Below are 16,177 nucleotides of genomic sequence, written 5' to 3' on the forward strand. Positions count from 1 at the left end.
CATGATTGAGGTTGACCCGCGGGATCTGGCCGCCCGCTACGTGGCCCAGTGGACGGAGCCGGACGCGGCGCAGCGCCGTGCGGCCATCGCGCGCCTGTGGGCCGAGGACGGCGTCCACATCCTCCAGCCGCCGATGGAGATCCGCGAGGCCGCGGCAGGACTCGGCTTCGAGCACCCGGCCCTCGACGCCCAGGGGCACGCCGCCATCGAGATCCGCGTGGCACGCAGCTACGAACAGTTCGTCGAGAAGGCGGGGCTCACGTTCCGGTCGTGCGCCGATGCGGTACGCCTCCGGGACGTCGTCAAGTTCCGCTGGGAGACTGTGTCCGTCGACACCGGCGACGTGGTGGGCGGGGGCCTGGAGATCGTCGTGCTCGACGACGACGGCCGGATCAAGACCGACTACATGTTCCCGGGAGCCTGACCTCCAGGCGCGGGAGGCACCGACCCGGCGGCCGCCGAGAGAGCTTCGGCCGTCGCCGGGTCGACCGGCAGGAACGCCTCCAGCTTCAGCTCGGCGAGCGTTACGTCGACGGCGGTGGCGAAGGTCGTCACCGTCGTCATCAGGCGCAGCTCACCGCGGGATGACCCCAGGTGAAGCGGGACCGCGAAGCCGAGCTGCCCGTCGGACGGCGCCAGCTCAGGGACGTATCTCATGAGTTCGGAGCGCAACTCCGCCATGTGGCCAAGGCGCGCCAGGATGTGGCGCGCCCATTCGGCGAGGTTGCGGATACGGGGCGCGACGCCCTCTGGATGCAGCGCGAGGCGGTAGACGTTTCTGCCCGGGCCTACAAGCTCGGGCGCCGCACCCTCGGTGATCAGATCGAATGCGTCGTTCGCGGCGATCAGGTCGCCGTCGCGGTCCACGACCACCGCCGGATATGGCAAGTGCCCACGGACGATGTGATCGATCGCCGTGCGCACCGGGGCCAGCACCGGTTCGTCAAGCGAGCTCTCCGGGTAGACGGGCGCAAACCCGGCGGCCAACAACAGCTCGTTGCGCTCCCGCAGCGGCAGTTCGAGTGACTCGGCCAGACGCACGACCATGCTCCGGCCGGGGACGGACCTACCGGACTCGATGAAGCTGAGGTGCCGCTGGGTGGTACCCGCCCGCAGCGCCAGATCGAGCTGGCTGAGACGACGGCCGGTACGGCGTTCACGTAGCGCGTGAGGGAAGTCCACAGGCCTGTTCTACCGGCCGTGGCGTCCTGGGCCATTCCTCGCCGGGAATTGTCGCTGTCCGCACCGGCCGTGAGCACCGTCGCCATGGACATCGGCGTACTGCTTTCGACCAAAGCCGCCGAGTGGGGCGCGGGCACCTCCGAGCGGTACTGGCAGGCTTGGGGTGATGACCGAGCCCCCTACCGCCCCGGACGCCGCCACCGCCTATGACGTCGCCGCCGCCTATGACGTCGCCGCCGTCCGCGGCCGCTTCCCGGCGCTCGCCGCCGGCGCCGCCCACTTCGACGGGCCGGGAGGCTCTCAGACCCCCGATGTCGTGGCTCGGGCGGTCTACGACACGCTCACCCGTCCGCTGGCCAACCGTGGCACCGTGACGCTCGGCGAGCGCAACGCGGAGGAGACCGTCGTCGCCTGCCGCGCCGCCCTCGCCGACCTCCTCGACGTCGAGCCGGACGGTGTGATCTTCGGCCGCAGCATGACGCAGAACACGATGGACCTCGCCCGCACGATGGCGAGGCGATGGGGTCCGGCGGACGAGGTGGTCGTCACCCGGCTCGACCATGACGGCAACGTCCGGCCGTGGGTTCTCGCCGCGCGGGCGGTCGGGGTGACGGTCCGTTTCGCCGACTTCGACCCCGAGACCGGCGAGCTCGAGCTCGACCACATCGAGCGTGTCCTCTCCCACGCCACACGGCTGGTCGCGGTCACGGCGGCCTCCAACCTGATCGGCACCATGCCCGACATCGCCGCGATCAGCCAGCTGGCCCACGCCGCCGGCGCCTGGCTGCACGTCGACGGCGTGCACCACTCGGCGCATGCGGCGGTCGACGTACCGGCCCTCGGCGCGGACTTCTACGCCTGCTCTCCCTACAAGTTCCTCGGCCCCCACTGTGGCGTCACCTACGGCAGGCCCGAGCTCCTCGAACAGCTCTCCCCCGACAAGCTGCTGCCGGCGACCGACGCCGTGCCGGAGCGGTTCGAGCTCGGCACCCTCCCCTACGAGCTGATGGCCGGTACGACAGCGGCCGTCGACTTCCTCGCCGACCTGGCACCCAGCGCGGCCGGTACCGGCCGCGCGGCCGGCGCGGGCAGCGCGGGCGCGGACCGGCGCGCGAGGCTTCTCGCTTCGATGGCGGCGCTTCAGGCCCACGAGGACGTCCTGCGCGAGCGGATCGAGGCAGGGCTGCGCGAGCTGCCCGGGGCCACGCTCTGGTCACGAGCGGCCCGCCGCACGCCCACCCTCCTTACGACCTTCGAGGGCCATGACCCGCAGGACATCCGAACCTTCCTCGGCGAACGCGGGGTCAACGCCCCCGCCGGCTCCTTCTACGCCTATGAGGCCTCCCACCGGCTCGGCCTCGGTGACGCCGGCGGCCTGCGGATCGGGCTGGCGCCGTACAACGACGACAGCGACGTCGACCGGCTGCTCACGGGGCTGAGGGAATACTTCGACCGCGGCCACCGCGGGCGTCGTCTCGCTTGACGATGTGACGATCCGGTGGACATCGAACGTCCCGGAACGTCCCGCCGCGAGCGGTTGGTGAACGCGCGGGCTTCGGGCTACCAGGCGATGGAGTTGGGGTTGGTGCCGCGGAGGAACGGGAGGCGGGTGGCCTTGGCGGTGGCGATGTCGATGCGGTAGGCCGCGCCGGCGCCGTCGACGACCATCAGGAGCTTGCCGGCCGGGTCGAGGGCCATCTGGGTGAACGTCCAGAGGGCGTTGCCCCGGTCCTGTTTCGGCTCCTCGAACAGGGCCCGCAGCTGACGGCCGGTGAAGGCGTCCAGCTCGACGACCCGGGTCACCGGGGCCCCGTCGGGACGTTGCTGGGCGGCGATGACGTAGACCCGGGTGCCGCCGACGCCGAGAAGCGGGGTGATCATGGTGTCCAGCTGCAGAAGCGTCGGAGGCGCGGTGTTCGGCGGCAGCTGCGGTGGCAGGGGTCCGTCCGTCCCCCAGCCGAAGATCGGCTTGATGGTGCTGTCCCGGACCAGCGACACCTCGTGGCCCGCCCCATCGATCGTCAACCGGTACGCGAACCCCCTGGGCGTGGCGCGGTCGTAGGCGAAGGCATGGAACACGCGCGGATCGCTCGTCGCCTCGACCGTCGTGAAGAACTCATCCGACCGCGGCTGGACGGTCGCGGTGACGGCGCCGGTCAGCGCGTCCCGCACGGCGACCTCCCGGTACTTTCCGTCGGCGATCGTCGTGAGGAAGTAACGAGCCGGGAATCCGGCCTCGGCGACGGCCGCCGCCCAGGGGTCGGGCGGCTTTCGGAGCGCCTGGGCAGCACAACCGCCGACCCGCCGACCAGGAGCAGGACGACGACGCCGACCAGCACAGGCACGAGACGCCGCGCCCGGCCCGTGCGCGGCTCGCCGCGGTGGTACCAGCGCTGCCGGGCCAGGCTGGTGGGCGAGGCTGGGACCCTTCCGGGTGCCAGGTCGGTGGTCACCAGGTCGGTGGTCACCAGGCCGGCGGTCGCGGCGGTCGCGTCGCGCAGGCGGTCCTCGAGCGCGGTCATGGGCCGGGTCACCACGCGATCGAGTTCGGCATCGTGCCCCGCAGGAACGGAATGCGGGTGGCCCGCGTGGTCGCGATGTCGACGCGCCGGGTTGCGCGCGTGAGGCATGGACTACGAAGCCCGGGTTGGCCGGACGGCTGAGCCAGGCCCTCCACCCGACGCGGCCTGAGATCAAGCCGCGCAACCGACGCAATACTCGACGCAGTTGGCGGCGATCTTGTGCAGCTGGATGATCTGGCCCGAAACGGAATCAGGTGCGCCCGACCAGCAAGACTGCGATTTCTCCACGATCACGTTCTGCTGGGGTGGGTGCACCTGCCCCGGGCGACCTATGTCATCACCGGACTGGCTGAAGATCGTCGCTGACGACGATCGGTCGTCGACTCCAGCCGGCCTATCCCGTCAGTGAGCTGAACCAGTGAGACGGGGCGTGGCGGATCAGCACTTGGGCCGTGAGGACGACGGCGGCACAGGCCAGCAGCGGAACAACCACCAAGCGTTCGACCCTGCCGTCCGTCCGAGGTACCAGGACTGTCTCCATCCGCCAGTTCACCGGCCAGAGCAGGGGGCAGCCCTCTGGGGTCAGGCAGTCCCCGATCAGATGGGCGAGGCAACCCAGGGCGACCGGGTAAGCGGCAAAGCTCATGTTCAGGTCATGCATGAGATAGACGGCCACCCCGGCCATCCCACAGTCCTTCAGCCCCGACCAGACCTCATGCCCCTCGAAGTCCAGACCGAGGCCGCGCAGCCCGAAGCCCACGAGAACGAACAGCGCCGCCCACCAGCCGTACCGAAAGTGGGCCGCCAGCAGCCCCATGGCATACCCCATGGCGACCACAAACAGCAGGGAGTGGGTGGCGTGCCGATGGCCACCAGACGCCCGGCTCACCCACCGGCACATCGTCCTCGTGACCGGTCCGAGAGTGTTCGCGATCCGGCCGGACGGATGGTCGATGTCGGGCAGCAGCCCCGCGCCCGCGGCCACCACCGCACCGGCGATCACCTGGCTGGTTGACAACGACACCGCGTACGAGCCCAACCACTCTTCGCGGGAAAGGAGTGGCGCGGCGACCAGCCAGAGCACCGCCCCGCTCAGCGCGTGCGTCCGTCCCATCACGGCAGGTCCACCTCAATGATCAGCACCTGGCGGACTCTAGCCCGCGCCGTCCAAGGCTCCCGCGAGGCGCCAACGTGACGTCCATCGCCTATCCGACAAGACGGGCTACTTACGGCACCCGGCCTTGCGCAGCGACAGTGCGAGCGTCGCGGCCAGCGCCCCGTGACTGCCGAGGAGACGGATCGCGTCACCGTTGTCCGTTGGCGGTCCCCAGCCCTGTGCCGCGCAGATGTGCTGCGCGACATCGACGCAGGCCTCGATCGCCGTCACGGCGGTGTACATGACCCCGCGCAGCCAGATCGGATCCGCGCGGCGCTCATCGTCGGCGTCCGACTCGGAGCGGAGCACGGACAGATCGCCGGTGATCGCGCGGAGCAGGCGCCATCGCTATGGCCGCGTGCCCTCTGTTGGCGCTGCTGTTGTCAGTCGGGCTGCTCAGTCGCGCTTTGAAACGGCACCGATTCCAAGCTGCCACATTTCATAGTTCCCACATTCTGCCGTGATCTCGGCCGTCGCCTGAGCCGCGATGAAGAAGTCGTCGACCACTGGCGAGGTGCGCGAGGCCGCCACCGCGAGGCACACCTGGTCGGGCGCCAGATCCGGGATGGGCACATAGATGACGTCCGGATGTGAGTAGAACACGGTCGCCGAACGGGCCAGGAACGAGATGCCCCGGCCGGCCGCGACATGCTCGAGCGTCTCGTCCACCCCACGCACCAGGTACCCGGCGTTGGGGTGCGGGCGCCTGGTGGGCTGTGTGCTCGGGTCGGCAGGCCAGACCAGCGGCTCGCCGGCCAGGTCGGCCTCGGTGACCTCCTCCTTGCCGGCCAACCGGTGGTCGGCGGGCAGCACCGCCACCCGCGGCTCGGTGTACAGCGGGGTGACGCGCAGGCCAGTCTCGTCGATGGGCAGCCGTACATAGCCGACGTCGATGCGGCCGTCGAGCAGCATCGTGGCCTGGTCGTCCCATTCGATCCGCTGCACGTCCACAACCACGTCCGGGTGCCGGGCCTCGAAGGCCCGCGCCGCCGGGATGACCGGGATGCCGGCCCGGAAGCCGACCATTAGCCGCTGGCTGCCGCGTGCGGCCACGGTCACCCGGCGGCGGACCGCGTGCGCGGAGGCCAGCAGCGGGCCAGCGTCGGTCAGCAACTGCCTGCCGGCGTCGGTCAGCGCCACGCCGTGGCTGTCCCTGGTGAACAGCGGAGTGCCGAGATCCTGTTCCAGCGCACGGATCTGCCGACTGAGCACCGGCTGCGCGATGTGCAGCTCATCGGCCGCACGGCCGAAGTGCAACGTGTCGGCGACGGCGACGAAGTAGCGCAACTTGCGCAGGTCCAGATCCATGGAACCTCCCGGTCCGGCGATGCCTTCAGGGTATCGCAACGGCTGAAAGAGGTCTTGGACACACACTCAGGCCAGTGGCACCGTGGAATTGAGCGCCGTTTATTGCGTCATTCAAGGGCGTCGACGACACCACCGTTAACAACAACGGGGTGGGCGTGGCGTTCTGTCCAGCTATCCCGCTCCAGAAAGCAGGCACTCCATGAGCAGCATCAGCATTATCGGCCTGGGGGGCATGGCCCGCGCCATAGGCGCCCGCGCGGTCGAGGGCGGCAACGCCGTCGAGGTCGTCGGTCGCGACGCGGCCAAGGCCAAGGACTTGGCCGCCGCGCTCGGCGGCGGCGCCACGGTCGGGACATTCGGCACCGCCCCAGCCGGCGACATCGTCATCCTCGCCGTGCCGAACGCCAGCGCCGTGCCGGTCGTCGCCCAGTACGGGAACGCGCTCGTCGGCAAGGTCATCATCGACATCACAAACCCCGTGAACGCCGACGCCACGGGGCTGGTCACCCCTGACGGCACTTCCGCCGCGCAGGAGATCGCCAAGGCCGCCCCGGCGAGCGCGCACGTCGTGAAAGCGTTCAACACCGTCTTCGGCCACGTCCTGGCCCCGGGCCGCCCGCTGGACGTGCTCTTCGCCGGCGACGACGCGCGGGCCAAGGCGAGCGTATCGGCGTTCATCGAGAGCCTCGGGTTGCGCCCCCTGGATGCCGGAGGCCTGGAGATGGCGCAATGGCTGGAAGGGGCGGGCCTGCTGATGATCAGCTTGGCCCGCCACGGCGTGGGGGACTTCAACTTCTCCCTCGGCGTCAGCAGTCTCAGCTGAGCACACCCGCACCACCACTTCTCGCACCACATCACTGTTCGACGATACGTACGGATGCCGCGGCCAGATCTCGCGACCCGCTCTCCAGCCCGAATCCCGGCAGCTACCGCTCCGGCCGCGCCGAACTCGACGTCGTCTTCCGGCCGACGAGGCGTGATCGGGCCGTCATTGGCCTCCCACCGGAACGGGAGCAGACCCGGTAGTTCCACGGTCATCGCTGGGCTGCCGAGCAGATGACGCGGGGATGGCGTTGTCGATGAGGACGGCGGCGATGGCGGCGGCGGTGAGGAAGGATTCGCTGTTGAGGACTCGGGTGCGGGCCGAGGCGCCGTCGATGAGCAGCGCCAGTTGTTCGCCGAGTTGTTCGGGGTTGGTGGCGCCGGCTTCGCGGGCGGTTTCGGTGAGCCGCGCGGCGATGGCGGTCGTGTAGTCGCGTGCGTACTGGGATGCGGGAACTGTTTCGGATACCCATCAATTCAACGGAGTGATCATGGGAAAGCTCGATGGCAAGGTAGCGGTGATCACCGGCGGATCCACCGGCATGGCACTGGCCGGCGCCAAACTGTTCGTCGAGGAAGGAGCGCACGTTTTCATCCAGGCCCGGCGGCAGGAAGCACTGGACGACGCCGTCAAGCTGATCGGCCGCAACGTCACCGCCGTCCAGGGTGACGCGGCCGAACTGGACGACCTGGACCGCTTGTACGACACCGTCAAGCGGGAAAAGGGCTCGATCGACGTGCTGTGGGCCAGCGCCGGGATGGGCGAACCCGCCGTCCTCGGCGAGATCACCGAGGAACAGTTCCACCGCTCCTTCTGGCTCAACGCGCGCGGCACCCTGTTCACCGTGCAGAAGGCACTGCCGCTGATCAACGACAACGGCTCGATCTTCATGACCGGATCCAACGCCTCCCTCGGCGCCTTCCCCGGCTGGAGCCTCTACGCGGGAAGCAAAGCCGTCCAGCAGGCCTGGGCCCGCGTCTGGCTCAACGAACTGCGCGACCGCAAGATCCGGGTCAACGTCCTGACCCCCGGCCAGGTCGCCACCGCCAAACAGGAAGAACTGTTCGACGAGGCAACCAAGGCCGCATTCGAGTCCCTCATCCCCCGCGGAAAGATGGGCCGCCCCGAAGAAATCGCCACCGTCGCCCTGTTCCTCGCCTCCGACGACTCCAGCTACGTCAACGGCCTGGAACTGGTCACCGACGGCGGCACCACCGCCATCTGAACCACGCCCCCGGCCTGAGCGCGTTCTACCGCGGACTCGAGGACCTTGGCTACGACACCCTGTGGGTCGGCGATCGCCTGGTCACGCCGGTTGATGTGGACAGCAGCTATCTGGCCCACGGGCCGCAGATGACCAGCTCCCTCGATCCGGTGCTGCTGTGGACCGTCGCCGCGGCGGCGACCAGCCGGATGCGCCTGAACGCCAGCACGCTCAGCACGTTCTACTACGAGCCGCCGCACCTGGCCCGGCTGCTGACCACGCTCGACGTGCTCAGCGACGGCCGCCTTGGCGTTGGTGTGGGGCTGGGGTGGATGAAGCAGGAGTACGACAGTTGACAAGGAGCAGCAGCTTGCGCGTTTTCGTCACTGGCGGGACCGGCCATTCCGGTTCGTACATCGTCCCCGAGCTCATCGCCGCCGGGCACGAGGTCACCGGCCTGGCCCGGTCGGACACGGCCGCGGCGGCGCTGTCCGCGCATGGCGCGAAGGTGCGTCGCGGCGACCTCGAGGATCTCGACGGGCTCAAGGAGGCGGCCGCGGACTCCGACGGCGTTATCCACGTCGCGCACAGGCAAGACCTGCTTCTCTCCGGCGGGATCGACGCCGTGGCCGCCGCGGAGGTCCCGATCATGCTCGCGTACGGCGAAGCACTGGCGGGAACCGGAAAACCGCTGGTCGCGGCGGGGAGCATAGGCTCGCCAGGGAGCCTGGGCCGGCCGGCCACCGAGGAGGACCCGGCCCTTCCCGGCGGCGATGAGCACAAGGGCACCCTGCACGCTCGTAACGTCGTGGAAACCGCCGTAGTCGGCCTCGCTGAGCGGGGAGTGCGGTCTTCGGTCGTGCGGATTGCCAACATCGCGCACAGCACGACCGATCGTGCCGGCTTCCTCTTGCAGCTGATCGCGCTCGCGAGGGAGAAGGGTTTCGCCGGCTACCCCGGAGACGGCGCGAACCTGTGGAACGCCGTGCACGTCCGCGATGTCGCCTCCTTGTTCCGCCTGGCGCTGGAGAAGGGGCCGGCTGGCAAATACTGGCACGCGGTTGGGGACGGGGGCATCCCGTTCCGCGAAATCGCCGAGGCCATTGGCAGCCGTCTGGGCCTGCCCGTCGTGAGCGTTCCCGCGGACGTACTGATGGTGCCGGGATACTTTGGGTTCCTTGCGAACATAGTCACGCAGAGCTACCCGGCGTCCAACCTCATCACCCGCCGGACCCTCGGCTGGGAGCCCGCTCAGCCCAGCCTGCTCGCCGATTTGGACAACGGCCATTACTTCTCCGCCATCTGATGGCAGGGACCCGAATCACAACGAGTCCGGCAGATGACAAGGGTTCGGCTCTTCTGGAGGGATGCTGAGAATATGACGACTGTGGGATTCATCGGAAGCGGCGCCATCGGCAGCACCATCGCGCGGCTCGCCGTCGAGGCCGGGCACCAGGTCGTGCTCAGCAACTCGCGCGGTCCCGAAACGCTCGCGGACACGGCCGCGGAACTGGGGCCGCGGGCGTCCGCGGCGACGAGCGGGGAGGCCGCGGCGGCCGGTGACATCGTCGTGGTCACGGTGCCGGTCAAGGCCTTCCCCTACTTGCCCGCCGCGCCACTGGCAGGGAAGACGCTCATTGACACGTGCAACTACGGCCCCAACCGTGACGGGCACATCCCCGAGCTCGACAGCAAGTCGCTCACCTCGAGCGAGTTGCTGCTGCGGTACATCCCGGACGCCATGCTCGTGAAAGCGTTCAACAGCATCTTCTTCAAGCACCTGCTGTCACTCGCCCGTCCGGCGGGGGCGGCCGACCGCTCGTACCTGCCGATCGCCGGGGACTCCGCGTCGGCGAAGGCGGCGGTGACCGAATTCATCGAATCCATCGGGTACAGCGTGGTGGACGCGGGACCGCTGGCCGATAGCTGGCGGCAGGCGACGGGCACGCCGGTGTGGGGGACCCCGTACGGGCCGTTATCGAACGAGAAGGGCCAGCCGGTCGGCGAGGACGCCATCCGCGCGGCACTGGCCACCGCAACGCGGTAACCGCAGGCCCGAGCGGCGGGCCGCTCCTGCGCGGCGGCGAAGCTCCAGCTCCGCCCCGCGCGCCGTCCGAGCGTTCCAGCGCGAAGCACGCAGATGACGTCGCCGAGCTGCCGGGGCCACGACACGCTGGACGTTGGCGGATCCGGCGGGCCGTCAGGTAACGGTGTGTCCTGCCCGCAGGAGGTGCGCCGCGTACCCGCGCCATGGCCGCCACCGCCGCGCGTACCGGGCCAGGCCGGCGGCGTCGCCGGGCAGCCCGCGCTGCCGGGCCGCGGCACGCAGCCGGGAATCCCCGGCCGGAAAGGCATTGGGGTCGCCGAGTCCGTACAGGGCCAGCTCGTCAACCAGGGCGGGGCCGAGGCCGGGCACGGCGAGGAGGGTATGGCGTACCGCGGCGCGGTCGACACCCTCGTCCATGACCAGCTCCCCCGTGGCCAGCCGACGCGCCAGTTCGCGGAGCGTGCGGCCGCGGTCCATGGGCAGCCCCAGCTTCGCCGGGTCTATCGCAGCAACCGCCGCGGGCTCGGGAAAGGCGTGGGTCAGCCGGCCGTCCGGCGCGGCCAGCGACGCGCCGAGCGTGGCGACCGCCGCCGCCTGTGGTCCGAGTACCGCGCGCAGCGCGGTCTCGGCTCCGTCGACGGAGCAGGGCAGCCTCAGTCCCGGAAACGCCTCGACCAGCGGGGCGAGCGCCGGGTCGGCAGCCAGTACGGGAAGGTAGGTTCGCGGGTCGGCGTCGAGGTCGAGCAGACGCCGGCAGCGGGCCACCGCCGCACCCAGGTCCGCCACGCTGGCCAGGCGGAAGGTCGCCTGGACATGGTCGGGCGCCGGCCGCAGAGCTACCGTACCGGGGCCGCCGGGCAGCCGGAGCACCCTTCGGTACTCGCCGTCCGGGCAATCCTCGACCCCCGGCACCGCCCGGGCCGCCAGCCAGCCCAGCACGCCGTGCGGGTCGTAGGGCACCCGGACGGGAAGCCGCAACATGAGGACGCCGGGCGGCTGCGGGGCATCCCGCCGTCGCGCCGCCCGCAGCTGTGACGGGGTGGCCGCGAAGACCTCCCGAAGCGTGTCGTTGAACTGCCGGATGCTGGCGAAGCCGGCCGCGAAGGCGATCTCGCCGAACGGCATCCCCGTAGTCTCCACCAGCAGCCGGGCCTGATACGCCCGCCGGGAGCGGGCCAGCGCGAGCGGCGGGGCGCCGACCCCCTCGACGAGTACCCGGTGCAGGTGGCGGCTGCTCACCGCGAGCCGGCCGGCCAGGCCGGGTACGCCCTCCCGGTCCACCACCCCGTCGGCGATCAGCCGCATCGCCCGGCCGACCAGGTCGGCCCGGGTGTTCCAATCCGGCGAGCCGGGTACCGCGTCGGGGCGGCAGCGCTTGCACGCGCGCAACCCGGCCAGCTGCGCGGCCGCCGAAATACGGTAGAAGGTGACGTTTACCGGTTTCGGGCACACAGGTGAGGGGCAGCTCGGCCGACAGTAGACCCCGGTGGTGTGTACCCCGACGATGAACCAGCCGTCGAACCGCGCGTCCCGGCTGCGGGTGGCCTCGAAGCACACGTCGAAGTCGAGATCCACCCTCCGATCATGCCCCGCTCGCGGTCGTCACCGGGCCGGACCTGGTAGTCGGGTCCGTCTCGGTGGCCGCCGGATCGGGCTCAGCCGACCGGGCACCGGCGGCGGTCAGGTCGCGGGCGAAGGCGAGCGTCGGTACCGCCATCAGAGCGCAGACCGCGAGTACCGTGACGGTCACACCATGGCCCAGGGTCAGCGCGGCCAGCCCGGCGCCGAGCGGTGGGGTGGCCTGCATCAGTGTGCGCAGCAGCCCGAAGAGCCTGCCGTGGGTACCGGCCGGCGCGGCTGCCATGCGCAGGGTCTGCGCCCAGGTGGTCATCGCCGCCGCGCAGCCGCCCAGCCCGACCAGCCCGACCAGCGCCGCCCACCGGGAGGGCACCAGCAGCGCGAGCACCGTGGCGGCGGCGAGCAGTGACGCCGCCATGATGGAGCGGGTCAGCGATGGCCGCCAGGCACCGCGCAGCAAGGTCAGCGCGGCGAGCAGTTCGCCACCGGTCATGGCGGCCACCAGGTAGCCGTACCCGCCGGCGCCCAGGCCGTACTCCACAGCGCGCCTCGGCAGCACGACCAGCAGCGCGCCCTCGCCGATGTTGAACAGCGCGAACATGACGGTGGTGTCCCGTAGCACCGGCTGGCCCGCGATCAACCGCAGCACGGGCCGCAGCCCGCCACCCGCCGCCACACCACCCCGGGACGGTCGGGTGCCAGCCAGGCCGCGGGTACCGAGCAGGCAACACGCGAACGCCAGGTAGCTCAGCGCGTCGAAGGCCACCACGTACCCGGGCCCGACCAGGGCCACCGAGAAACCTGCCGCCACCGCGCCGACCAGACCGGCGATCCCGAAACTCACCGACTCCAGAGCGTTGGCGGCCATCAACTGCCCGGGTGCCACCAGGCTGGGGATCAGCGCGGGGAATCCGGCCAGGCTGATCATCTTCAGCAGCCCGTACATGGCGGCGACCAGGTACAGCTGGGTGGTCCCCAACCCACCGGCGACCGCGGCCAACGGCACCGACCCGAACACCGCGGCCCGAAGCAGACTGTCTCCCGCCAACAACCATCGCCGGTCGTACCGGTCCAGCGCCCAGCCGGCGACCAGGCCACCGACGGCCACCGGCGCGGTGTAGAGCGCGGCGAGCAAGGCCACGCTCCCGTGCGGCCGCCCGAACACGAACGCCACCAGAGCGACCCAGCTCGCCGCGTCTCCCGCCGCGGACACGGTGGCGCCGATCCACACCCGGCGGAAAGCGGCATTATCCAGCGGGGACCCCATGGGGATCCGGTCCTCGTCAGCCACCGGCCCATGCTCATCTCCATGCCCGACCAGGCGCTGGCGGAAATCGGCCAGCTTGGTCCAGCCTCCCGGCACAGATCTTCACGGCGACCGCCACCCCGGATCGCCGGGCTGGCGGTCGCCGTGAAGATCCGGTCAGGGGCGGTCTTGCCCGCGGGCGCGGATAGTTACGTTCCGCGCATCTCGGCCACAGGGTTCGCACTACTTCTGGTCGCAGAAATGCGCCGAACCCTGGTCATGACGGAGCTACCATCCGCGACACGCCAGCCAGGCCCGTCGCAGCCTCGACAGCCGTGACCCCAGGCGGCCGCATCCGCGTATCCGGCCTTATTGCCCAGCTGCTCCCGCCGAGGTATTCGGAAGGCCTCCGTCACCTACCCTCGTGCCCGTCGACAATCGCCCCGCCCGCCGGCCTACCGTCGGCGGCTCGCCTCCCGTACAGCGTGGCGGTCCAGGCGTTGGTCAGCGTGTCGATCAGGACCGTCTGGTCGTCGAAAGGCGGGACCCCGGCGGCGGCGAGATAGTACAACCGTTCGCCGAGCCAGGTGAGGCCCGCCGCAGTGGCCTGGACGTCCACGCCGCCGAGGTGCCGGAGCGCCTCGGGGTCAGCCTCGATGCGGGTGACCGCGGCGTCAGTGAAGCTGTTCATCTGGTCGAGCCACAGCGCACGCAACCCGTCGTCGGATCCCCAGCTCTCGACGATCGCTTTCAGCACGCCGGCGTTTTCTCGCCACAGCCGCGCGCCATCCGTGACGCCCTGGCGCAGGCCCTCCACCGGATCCGACGGTCCGGCCGCGTCTGGGCTCACCCACGGGTCCGCGGCCTCATGCCCGCGCCGTACCGCCTGGCGGACGAGCTCGGCGAGCACGGCCTGCTTGCTGGCGAAATAGAAGTAGAAGCTGGCCTTCGACACGCCGGCGGCACGAATGATGTCGATGACGCTGACCGCGTCGAACGCGCGGTGCGCAAGCAACCCCTCCAGCGCGCCAAGCAGACGCGACCTCAGCTCCGCGGGAGGCGGGTCCCCCGCCGACCGGCGGGCCGATTCCGCAGTGTGGGACGGCGTCATCCTCTCACGTTAGGGCACCTTGGCCTGGCTACTTGCTCAGGTACCAGGTGTCCGGGCCGTGCCTGGCAGCGCACAACGATCCGCCCGACCAGACGGGTAGTCCAGACTGGGTGTATGGTCGCCGCATGACCGCCATCGCGATACACCTCGTGGTAGCCGATACCGACAGCGACGCGGCGTGGTATGAGCGGGCACTGGGCGCTCAGGAGATCAGGCGGCTGACGCTCCCGGACGGGCGAGCCCTCATGGTCGAGCTGCGGCTCGGCGACACGGTGCTGGCGGTCGCCGCCGAGATGCCCGAGGCCAAGATCCGCGCCCCGAAGGACCTTGGGGGCACGCCCGCCGCACTGCACCTGGCCGTTCCCGATGTCGACGCGGCCTTCCAGCGCGCCGTGGCCGCGGGCGCGGCGGTCTTCGAGCCAGTGCACGACGCGGTCTGGGGCGATCGCACCGGACAGTTCCTCGACCCGTCCGGTCATCGCTGGGCTCTCGACACCCACGTCCGGGACGTGCCCGACGACGAGATCTCTCGCGAGCTCGCCCGGATCGTCAGCGGGTCGTCATGAGATACCGGACGTTGGGCGCCAGCGGGCTGCGGGTCTCCGAGCTGATCCTCGGCGCGATGACCTTTGGTGAGCAGGGCGGGGTCGGCGCCCCACTGGAGGAGTGCCGCCGCATCCTCGACGCCTTCGCCGAGGCCGGCGGCAACACGCTCGACACCGCGATCAACTACCGCGACGGCGCCAGCGAGGAGATCCTCGGCGAGCTGCTTACCGGCCGCCGCGAGTCCTTCGTCCTGGGCACCAAGTACACCGTCTCCCGCGACCGCGCCGACCCGAACGCCGCCGGCAATGCCCGCAAGAACCTGCGTGCGTCTCTCGAGACCAGCCTCCGGCGGCTGCGCACCGACCACATCGACGTGTACTGGGTCCACATGTGGGACCGCTTCACCCCGATCGAGGAGACGATGCGTGCCCTCGACGACGCGATAAGGGCAGGCAAGATCCTCTACATCGGCATCTCCGACGCCCCCGCCTGGGTCGTCGCCCGTGCCAACACGCTCGCCGACTGGCGCGGCTGGAGCCAGTTCGTGGGCCTGCAGGTGCCCTATAGTCTGCTCAACCGCGACATCGAGCGGGAGCTGCTGCCCATGGCACAGTCACTCGGCCTAGGGGTCACCGCCTGGAGCCCGTTGGGTGGGGGCGTCCTGTCCGGAAAATACATCCCACCGGCCGGTCCCTCGACGGCCGGGACCAGCAAGGACCAAGCGGGCGGTCCGGCCCCGACGCGTCTGAGTGCCGCGTCACTGACCGAGCTCGACCTCGCCGTCGCCCGAACCGTGCGCGAGGTCGCCGACGAGCTCGGTGTCACCCCGTCGCAGGTCGCGATCGCCTGGACCACCTGCCGTTCCGCGGCGATCCTTCCCATCCTGGGCGCGCGCCGAGTCGATCAGCTCCGTGACAACCTCGGCGCGCTCGACGTCACTCTGACACCCGATCTCGTCGCCCGGCTCGACAGTGCCACCGGATTCTCGCCAGGCTTCCCGACCGAGTTCATCGACCAGACCTCGCCATGGGTCCTCGGCGCCGCCGATCTAGATTCGCAGCCCCACGGCGCCCGATAGGCGACGCGGGACGAACCAGGCTCAGCCCGCCGGCATCGAGCACCATCGCCTATCGCGATTTGGACGGTCTCGACGAATTCGCTGCCCGTCGCGGGCGCCAGAAGCGAATGGTCCTACTGCGGTCGGCCGGATTTCCAGCCGCCCTTCCCACCGGCCTGTGCTTGCGGTGGAGGCCGGCCACCCATCCCCCGATGCGGCCCGGGAATGACGGACCTTGGGTGACCGGCCACGAGTGGAGTGTTCCAGCCAGACAAGGCGGTGAACACCGGATCTGGTTCTTTCGTTGTTTCCTTCTCGGCGCTTTCTTTCGTTGTTTCCAGCCGGCCGGCCGCCGTGGGCCGTAAGATCGCGGCTGTACACGTGCGGCGCGCGGTCA

The 16,177-nt window shown here is 70.3% G+C and carries 18 protein-coding genes; 9 read left to right on the forward strand and 9 right to left on the reverse strand.

Annotated elements, in window-relative coordinates:
- Window position 1: 1 nt before the first annotated feature.
- Entirely contained in the window at window positions 2–424 is a 423-nt protein-coding gene (locus tag QOZ89_RS15490) for a hypothetical protein (RefSeq protein ID WP_312624111.1), read from the forward strand.
- Here the strand turns inward: QOZ89_RS15490 and QOZ89_RS15495 are convergent.
- Window positions 403–1,182, reverse strand: coding sequence for a helix-turn-helix domain-containing protein (locus tag QOZ89_RS15495; RefSeq protein WP_312624112.1), 780 nt, complete (start codon window positions 1,180–1,182; stop codon window positions 403–405). The genes QOZ89_RS15490 and QOZ89_RS15495 overlap by 22 nt on opposite strands.
- Window positions 1,183–1,348: 166 nt before the next feature.
- Here QOZ89_RS15495 and QOZ89_RS15500 point away from each other — a divergent pair, with 166 nt between their 5' ends.
- The gene (locus tag QOZ89_RS15500) at window positions 1,349–2,665 is read left to right on the forward strand and encodes a cysteine desulfurase-like protein (RefSeq protein WP_312624113.1); all 1,317 of its coding nucleotides are present in this window, start codon (window positions 1,349–1,351) and stop codon (window positions 2,663–2,665) included.
- A gap of 77 nt (window positions 2,666–2,742) precedes the next feature.
- On the opposite strand, the gene QOZ89_RS15505 is transcribed toward QOZ89_RS15500, so the two are convergent.
- The 5 genes from QOZ89_RS15505 to QOZ89_RS15525 all read right to left on the reverse strand — a co-directional run bounded on the left by QOZ89_RS15505 (window position 2,743) and on the right by QOZ89_RS15525 (window position 6,168).
- The gene (locus tag QOZ89_RS15505) at window positions 2,743–3,354 is read right to left on the reverse strand and encodes a hypothetical protein (protein ID WP_312624114.1); all 612 of its coding nucleotides are present in this window, start codon (window positions 3,352–3,354) and stop codon (window positions 2,743–2,745) included.
- The gene (locus tag QOZ89_RS15510; protein WP_071052662.1) at window positions 3,339–3,704 is read right to left on the reverse strand and encodes a hypothetical protein; all 366 of its coding nucleotides are present in this window, start codon (window positions 3,702–3,704) and stop codon (window positions 3,339–3,341) included. Before QOZ89_RS15510 ends, QOZ89_RS15505 begins: the two co-directional genes overlap by 16 nt.
- Window positions 3,705–4,098: 394 nt before the next feature.
- A complete protein-coding gene (locus QOZ89_RS15515) occupies window positions 4,099–4,818 on the reverse strand; it encodes a metal-dependent hydrolase (protein WP_071052685.1) in 720 nt (239 codons plus the stop codon).
- Window positions 4,819–4,926: 108 nt separating this feature from the next.
- The gene (locus tag QOZ89_RS15520; RefSeq protein WP_241842228.1) at window positions 4,927–5,169 is read right to left on the reverse strand and encodes a DUF86 domain-containing protein; all 243 of its coding nucleotides are present in this window, start codon (window positions 5,167–5,169) and stop codon (window positions 4,927–4,929) included.
- An 87-nt stretch (window positions 5,170–5,256) separates the two neighbouring features.
- Window positions 5,257–6,168 carry a LysR family transcriptional regulator gene (locus QOZ89_RS15525; RefSeq protein WP_071052661.1) on the reverse strand — a complete coding sequence of 304 codons (912 nt, stop codon included), beginning with the start codon at window positions 6,166–6,168 and terminating at the stop codon, window positions 5,257–5,259.
- Window positions 6,169–6,367: 199 nt separating this feature from the next.
- Between QOZ89_RS15525 and QOZ89_RS15530 the strand changes: the two genes are divergently transcribed.
- The 5 genes from QOZ89_RS15530 (at window position 6,368) to QOZ89_RS15550 (ending at window position 10,242) form a co-directional block, all read left to right on the forward strand.
- The gene (locus QOZ89_RS15530; RefSeq protein WP_071052660.1) at window positions 6,368–6,991 is read left to right on the forward strand and encodes an NADPH-dependent F420 reductase; all 624 of its coding nucleotides are present in this window, start codon (window positions 6,368–6,370) and stop codon (window positions 6,989–6,991) included.
- 490 nt (window positions 6,992–7,481) lie between these two features.
- Window positions 7,482–8,216, forward strand: a complete 735-nt coding sequence (locus QOZ89_RS15535; RefSeq protein ID WP_312624115.1) for an SDR family NAD(P)-dependent oxidoreductase — start codon at window positions 7,482–7,484, stop codon at window positions 8,214–8,216.
- A 14-nt stretch (window positions 8,217–8,230) separates the two neighbouring features.
- On the forward strand, window positions 8,231–8,551 hold the full coding sequence (locus tag QOZ89_RS15540; RefSeq protein WP_312624135.1) for an LLM class flavin-dependent oxidoreductase: 321 nt from the start codon (window positions 8,231–8,233) through the stop codon (window positions 8,549–8,551).
- A gap of 14 nt (window positions 8,552–8,565) precedes the next feature.
- Window positions 8,566–9,501, forward strand: a complete 936-nt coding sequence (locus QOZ89_RS15545) for an SDR family oxidoreductase (protein WP_071052657.1) — start codon at window positions 8,566–8,568, stop codon at window positions 9,499–9,501.
- Window positions 9,502–9,573: 72 nt separating this feature from the next.
- A complete protein-coding gene (locus QOZ89_RS15550; protein WP_198543517.1) occupies window positions 9,574–10,242 on the forward strand; it encodes an NADPH-dependent F420 reductase in 669 nt (222 codons plus the stop codon).
- Between the two features lie 153 nt (window positions 10,243–10,395).
- Here the strand turns inward: QOZ89_RS15550 and QOZ89_RS15555 are convergent, their stop codons facing one another.
- From QOZ89_RS15555 to QOZ89_RS15565, 3 genes are all read right to left on the reverse strand, one after another.
- On the reverse strand, window positions 10,396–11,817 hold the full coding sequence (locus QOZ89_RS15555; protein ID WP_071052655.1) for an AlkA N-terminal domain-containing protein: 1,422 nt from the start codon (window positions 11,815–11,817) through the stop codon (window positions 10,396–10,398).
- Between the two features lie 7 nt (window positions 11,818–11,824).
- Window positions 11,825–13,111, reverse strand: a complete 1,287-nt coding sequence (locus QOZ89_RS15560; protein WP_131804161.1) for an MFS transporter — start codon at window positions 13,109–13,111, stop codon at window positions 11,825–11,827.
- A 367-nt stretch (window positions 13,112–13,478) separates the two neighbouring features.
- The gene (locus QOZ89_RS15565) at window positions 13,479–14,177 is read right to left on the reverse strand and encodes a TetR/AcrR family transcriptional regulator (RefSeq protein WP_083419653.1); all 699 of its coding nucleotides are present in this window, start codon (window positions 14,175–14,177) and stop codon (window positions 13,479–13,481) included.
- A 125-nt stretch (window positions 14,178–14,302) separates the two neighbouring features.
- On the opposite strand from QOZ89_RS15565, the gene QOZ89_RS15570 reads away from it, so the two are divergent.
- Window positions 14,303–14,743, forward strand: a complete 441-nt coding sequence (locus QOZ89_RS15570) for a VOC family protein (RefSeq protein WP_071052650.1) — start codon at window positions 14,303–14,305, stop codon at window positions 14,741–14,743.
- On the forward strand, window positions 14,740–15,801 hold the full coding sequence (locus tag QOZ89_RS15575; RefSeq protein ID WP_071052648.1) for an aldo/keto reductase: 1,062 nt from the start codon (window positions 14,740–14,742) through the stop codon (window positions 15,799–15,801). Before QOZ89_RS15570 ends, QOZ89_RS15575 begins: the two co-directional genes overlap by 4 nt.
- The last annotated feature ends 376 nt before the right edge of the window (window positions 15,802–16,177 follow it).

This window comes from Pseudofrankia coriaricola (genome assembly GCF_032027725.1).
Lineage (GTDB): Bacteria > Actinomycetota > Actinomycetes > Frankiales > Frankiaceae > Pseudofrankia.

Coding starts and splice junctions, on each gene's coding strand:
- QOZ89_RS15575 (WP_071052648.1), top strand. CDS start 14,740: ATGAGATACCGGACGTTGGGCGCCAGCGGGCTGCGGGTCTCCGAGCTG.
- QOZ89_RS15500 (WP_312624113.1), top strand. CDS start 1,349: ATGACCGAGCCCCCTACCGCCCCGGACGCCGCCACCGCCTATGACGTC.
- QOZ89_RS15490 (WP_312624111.1), top strand. CDS start 2: ATGATTGAGGTTGACCCGCGGGATCTGGCCGCCCGCTACGTGGCCCAG.
- QOZ89_RS15530 (WP_071052660.1), top strand. CDS start 6,368: ATGAGCAGCATCAGCATTATCGGCCTGGGGGGCATGGCCCGCGCCATA.
- QOZ89_RS15565 (WP_083419653.1), bottom strand. CDS start 14,177: ATGACGCCGTCCCACACTGCGGAATCGGCCCGCCGGTCGGCGGGGGAC.
- QOZ89_RS15525 (WP_071052661.1), bottom strand. CDS start 6,168: ATGGATCTGGACCTGCGCAAGTTGCGCTACTTCGTCGCCGTCGCCGAC.
- QOZ89_RS15570 (WP_071052650.1), top strand. CDS start 14,303: ATGACCGCCATCGCGATACACCTCGTGGTAGCCGATACCGACAGCGAC.
- QOZ89_RS15550 (WP_198543517.1), top strand. CDS start 9,574: ATGACGACTGTGGGATTCATCGGAAGCGGCGCCATCGGCAGCACCATC.
- QOZ89_RS15515 (WP_071052685.1), bottom strand. CDS start 4,818: ATGGGACGGACGCACGCGCTGAGCGGGGCGGTGCTCTGGCTGGTCGCC.
- QOZ89_RS15510 (WP_071052662.1), bottom strand. CDS start 3,704: ATGACCGCGCTCGAGGACCGCCTGCGCGACGCGACCGCCGCGACCGCC.
- QOZ89_RS15535 (WP_312624115.1), top strand. CDS start 7,482: ATGGGAAAGCTCGATGGCAAGGTAGCGGTGATCACCGGCGGATCCACC.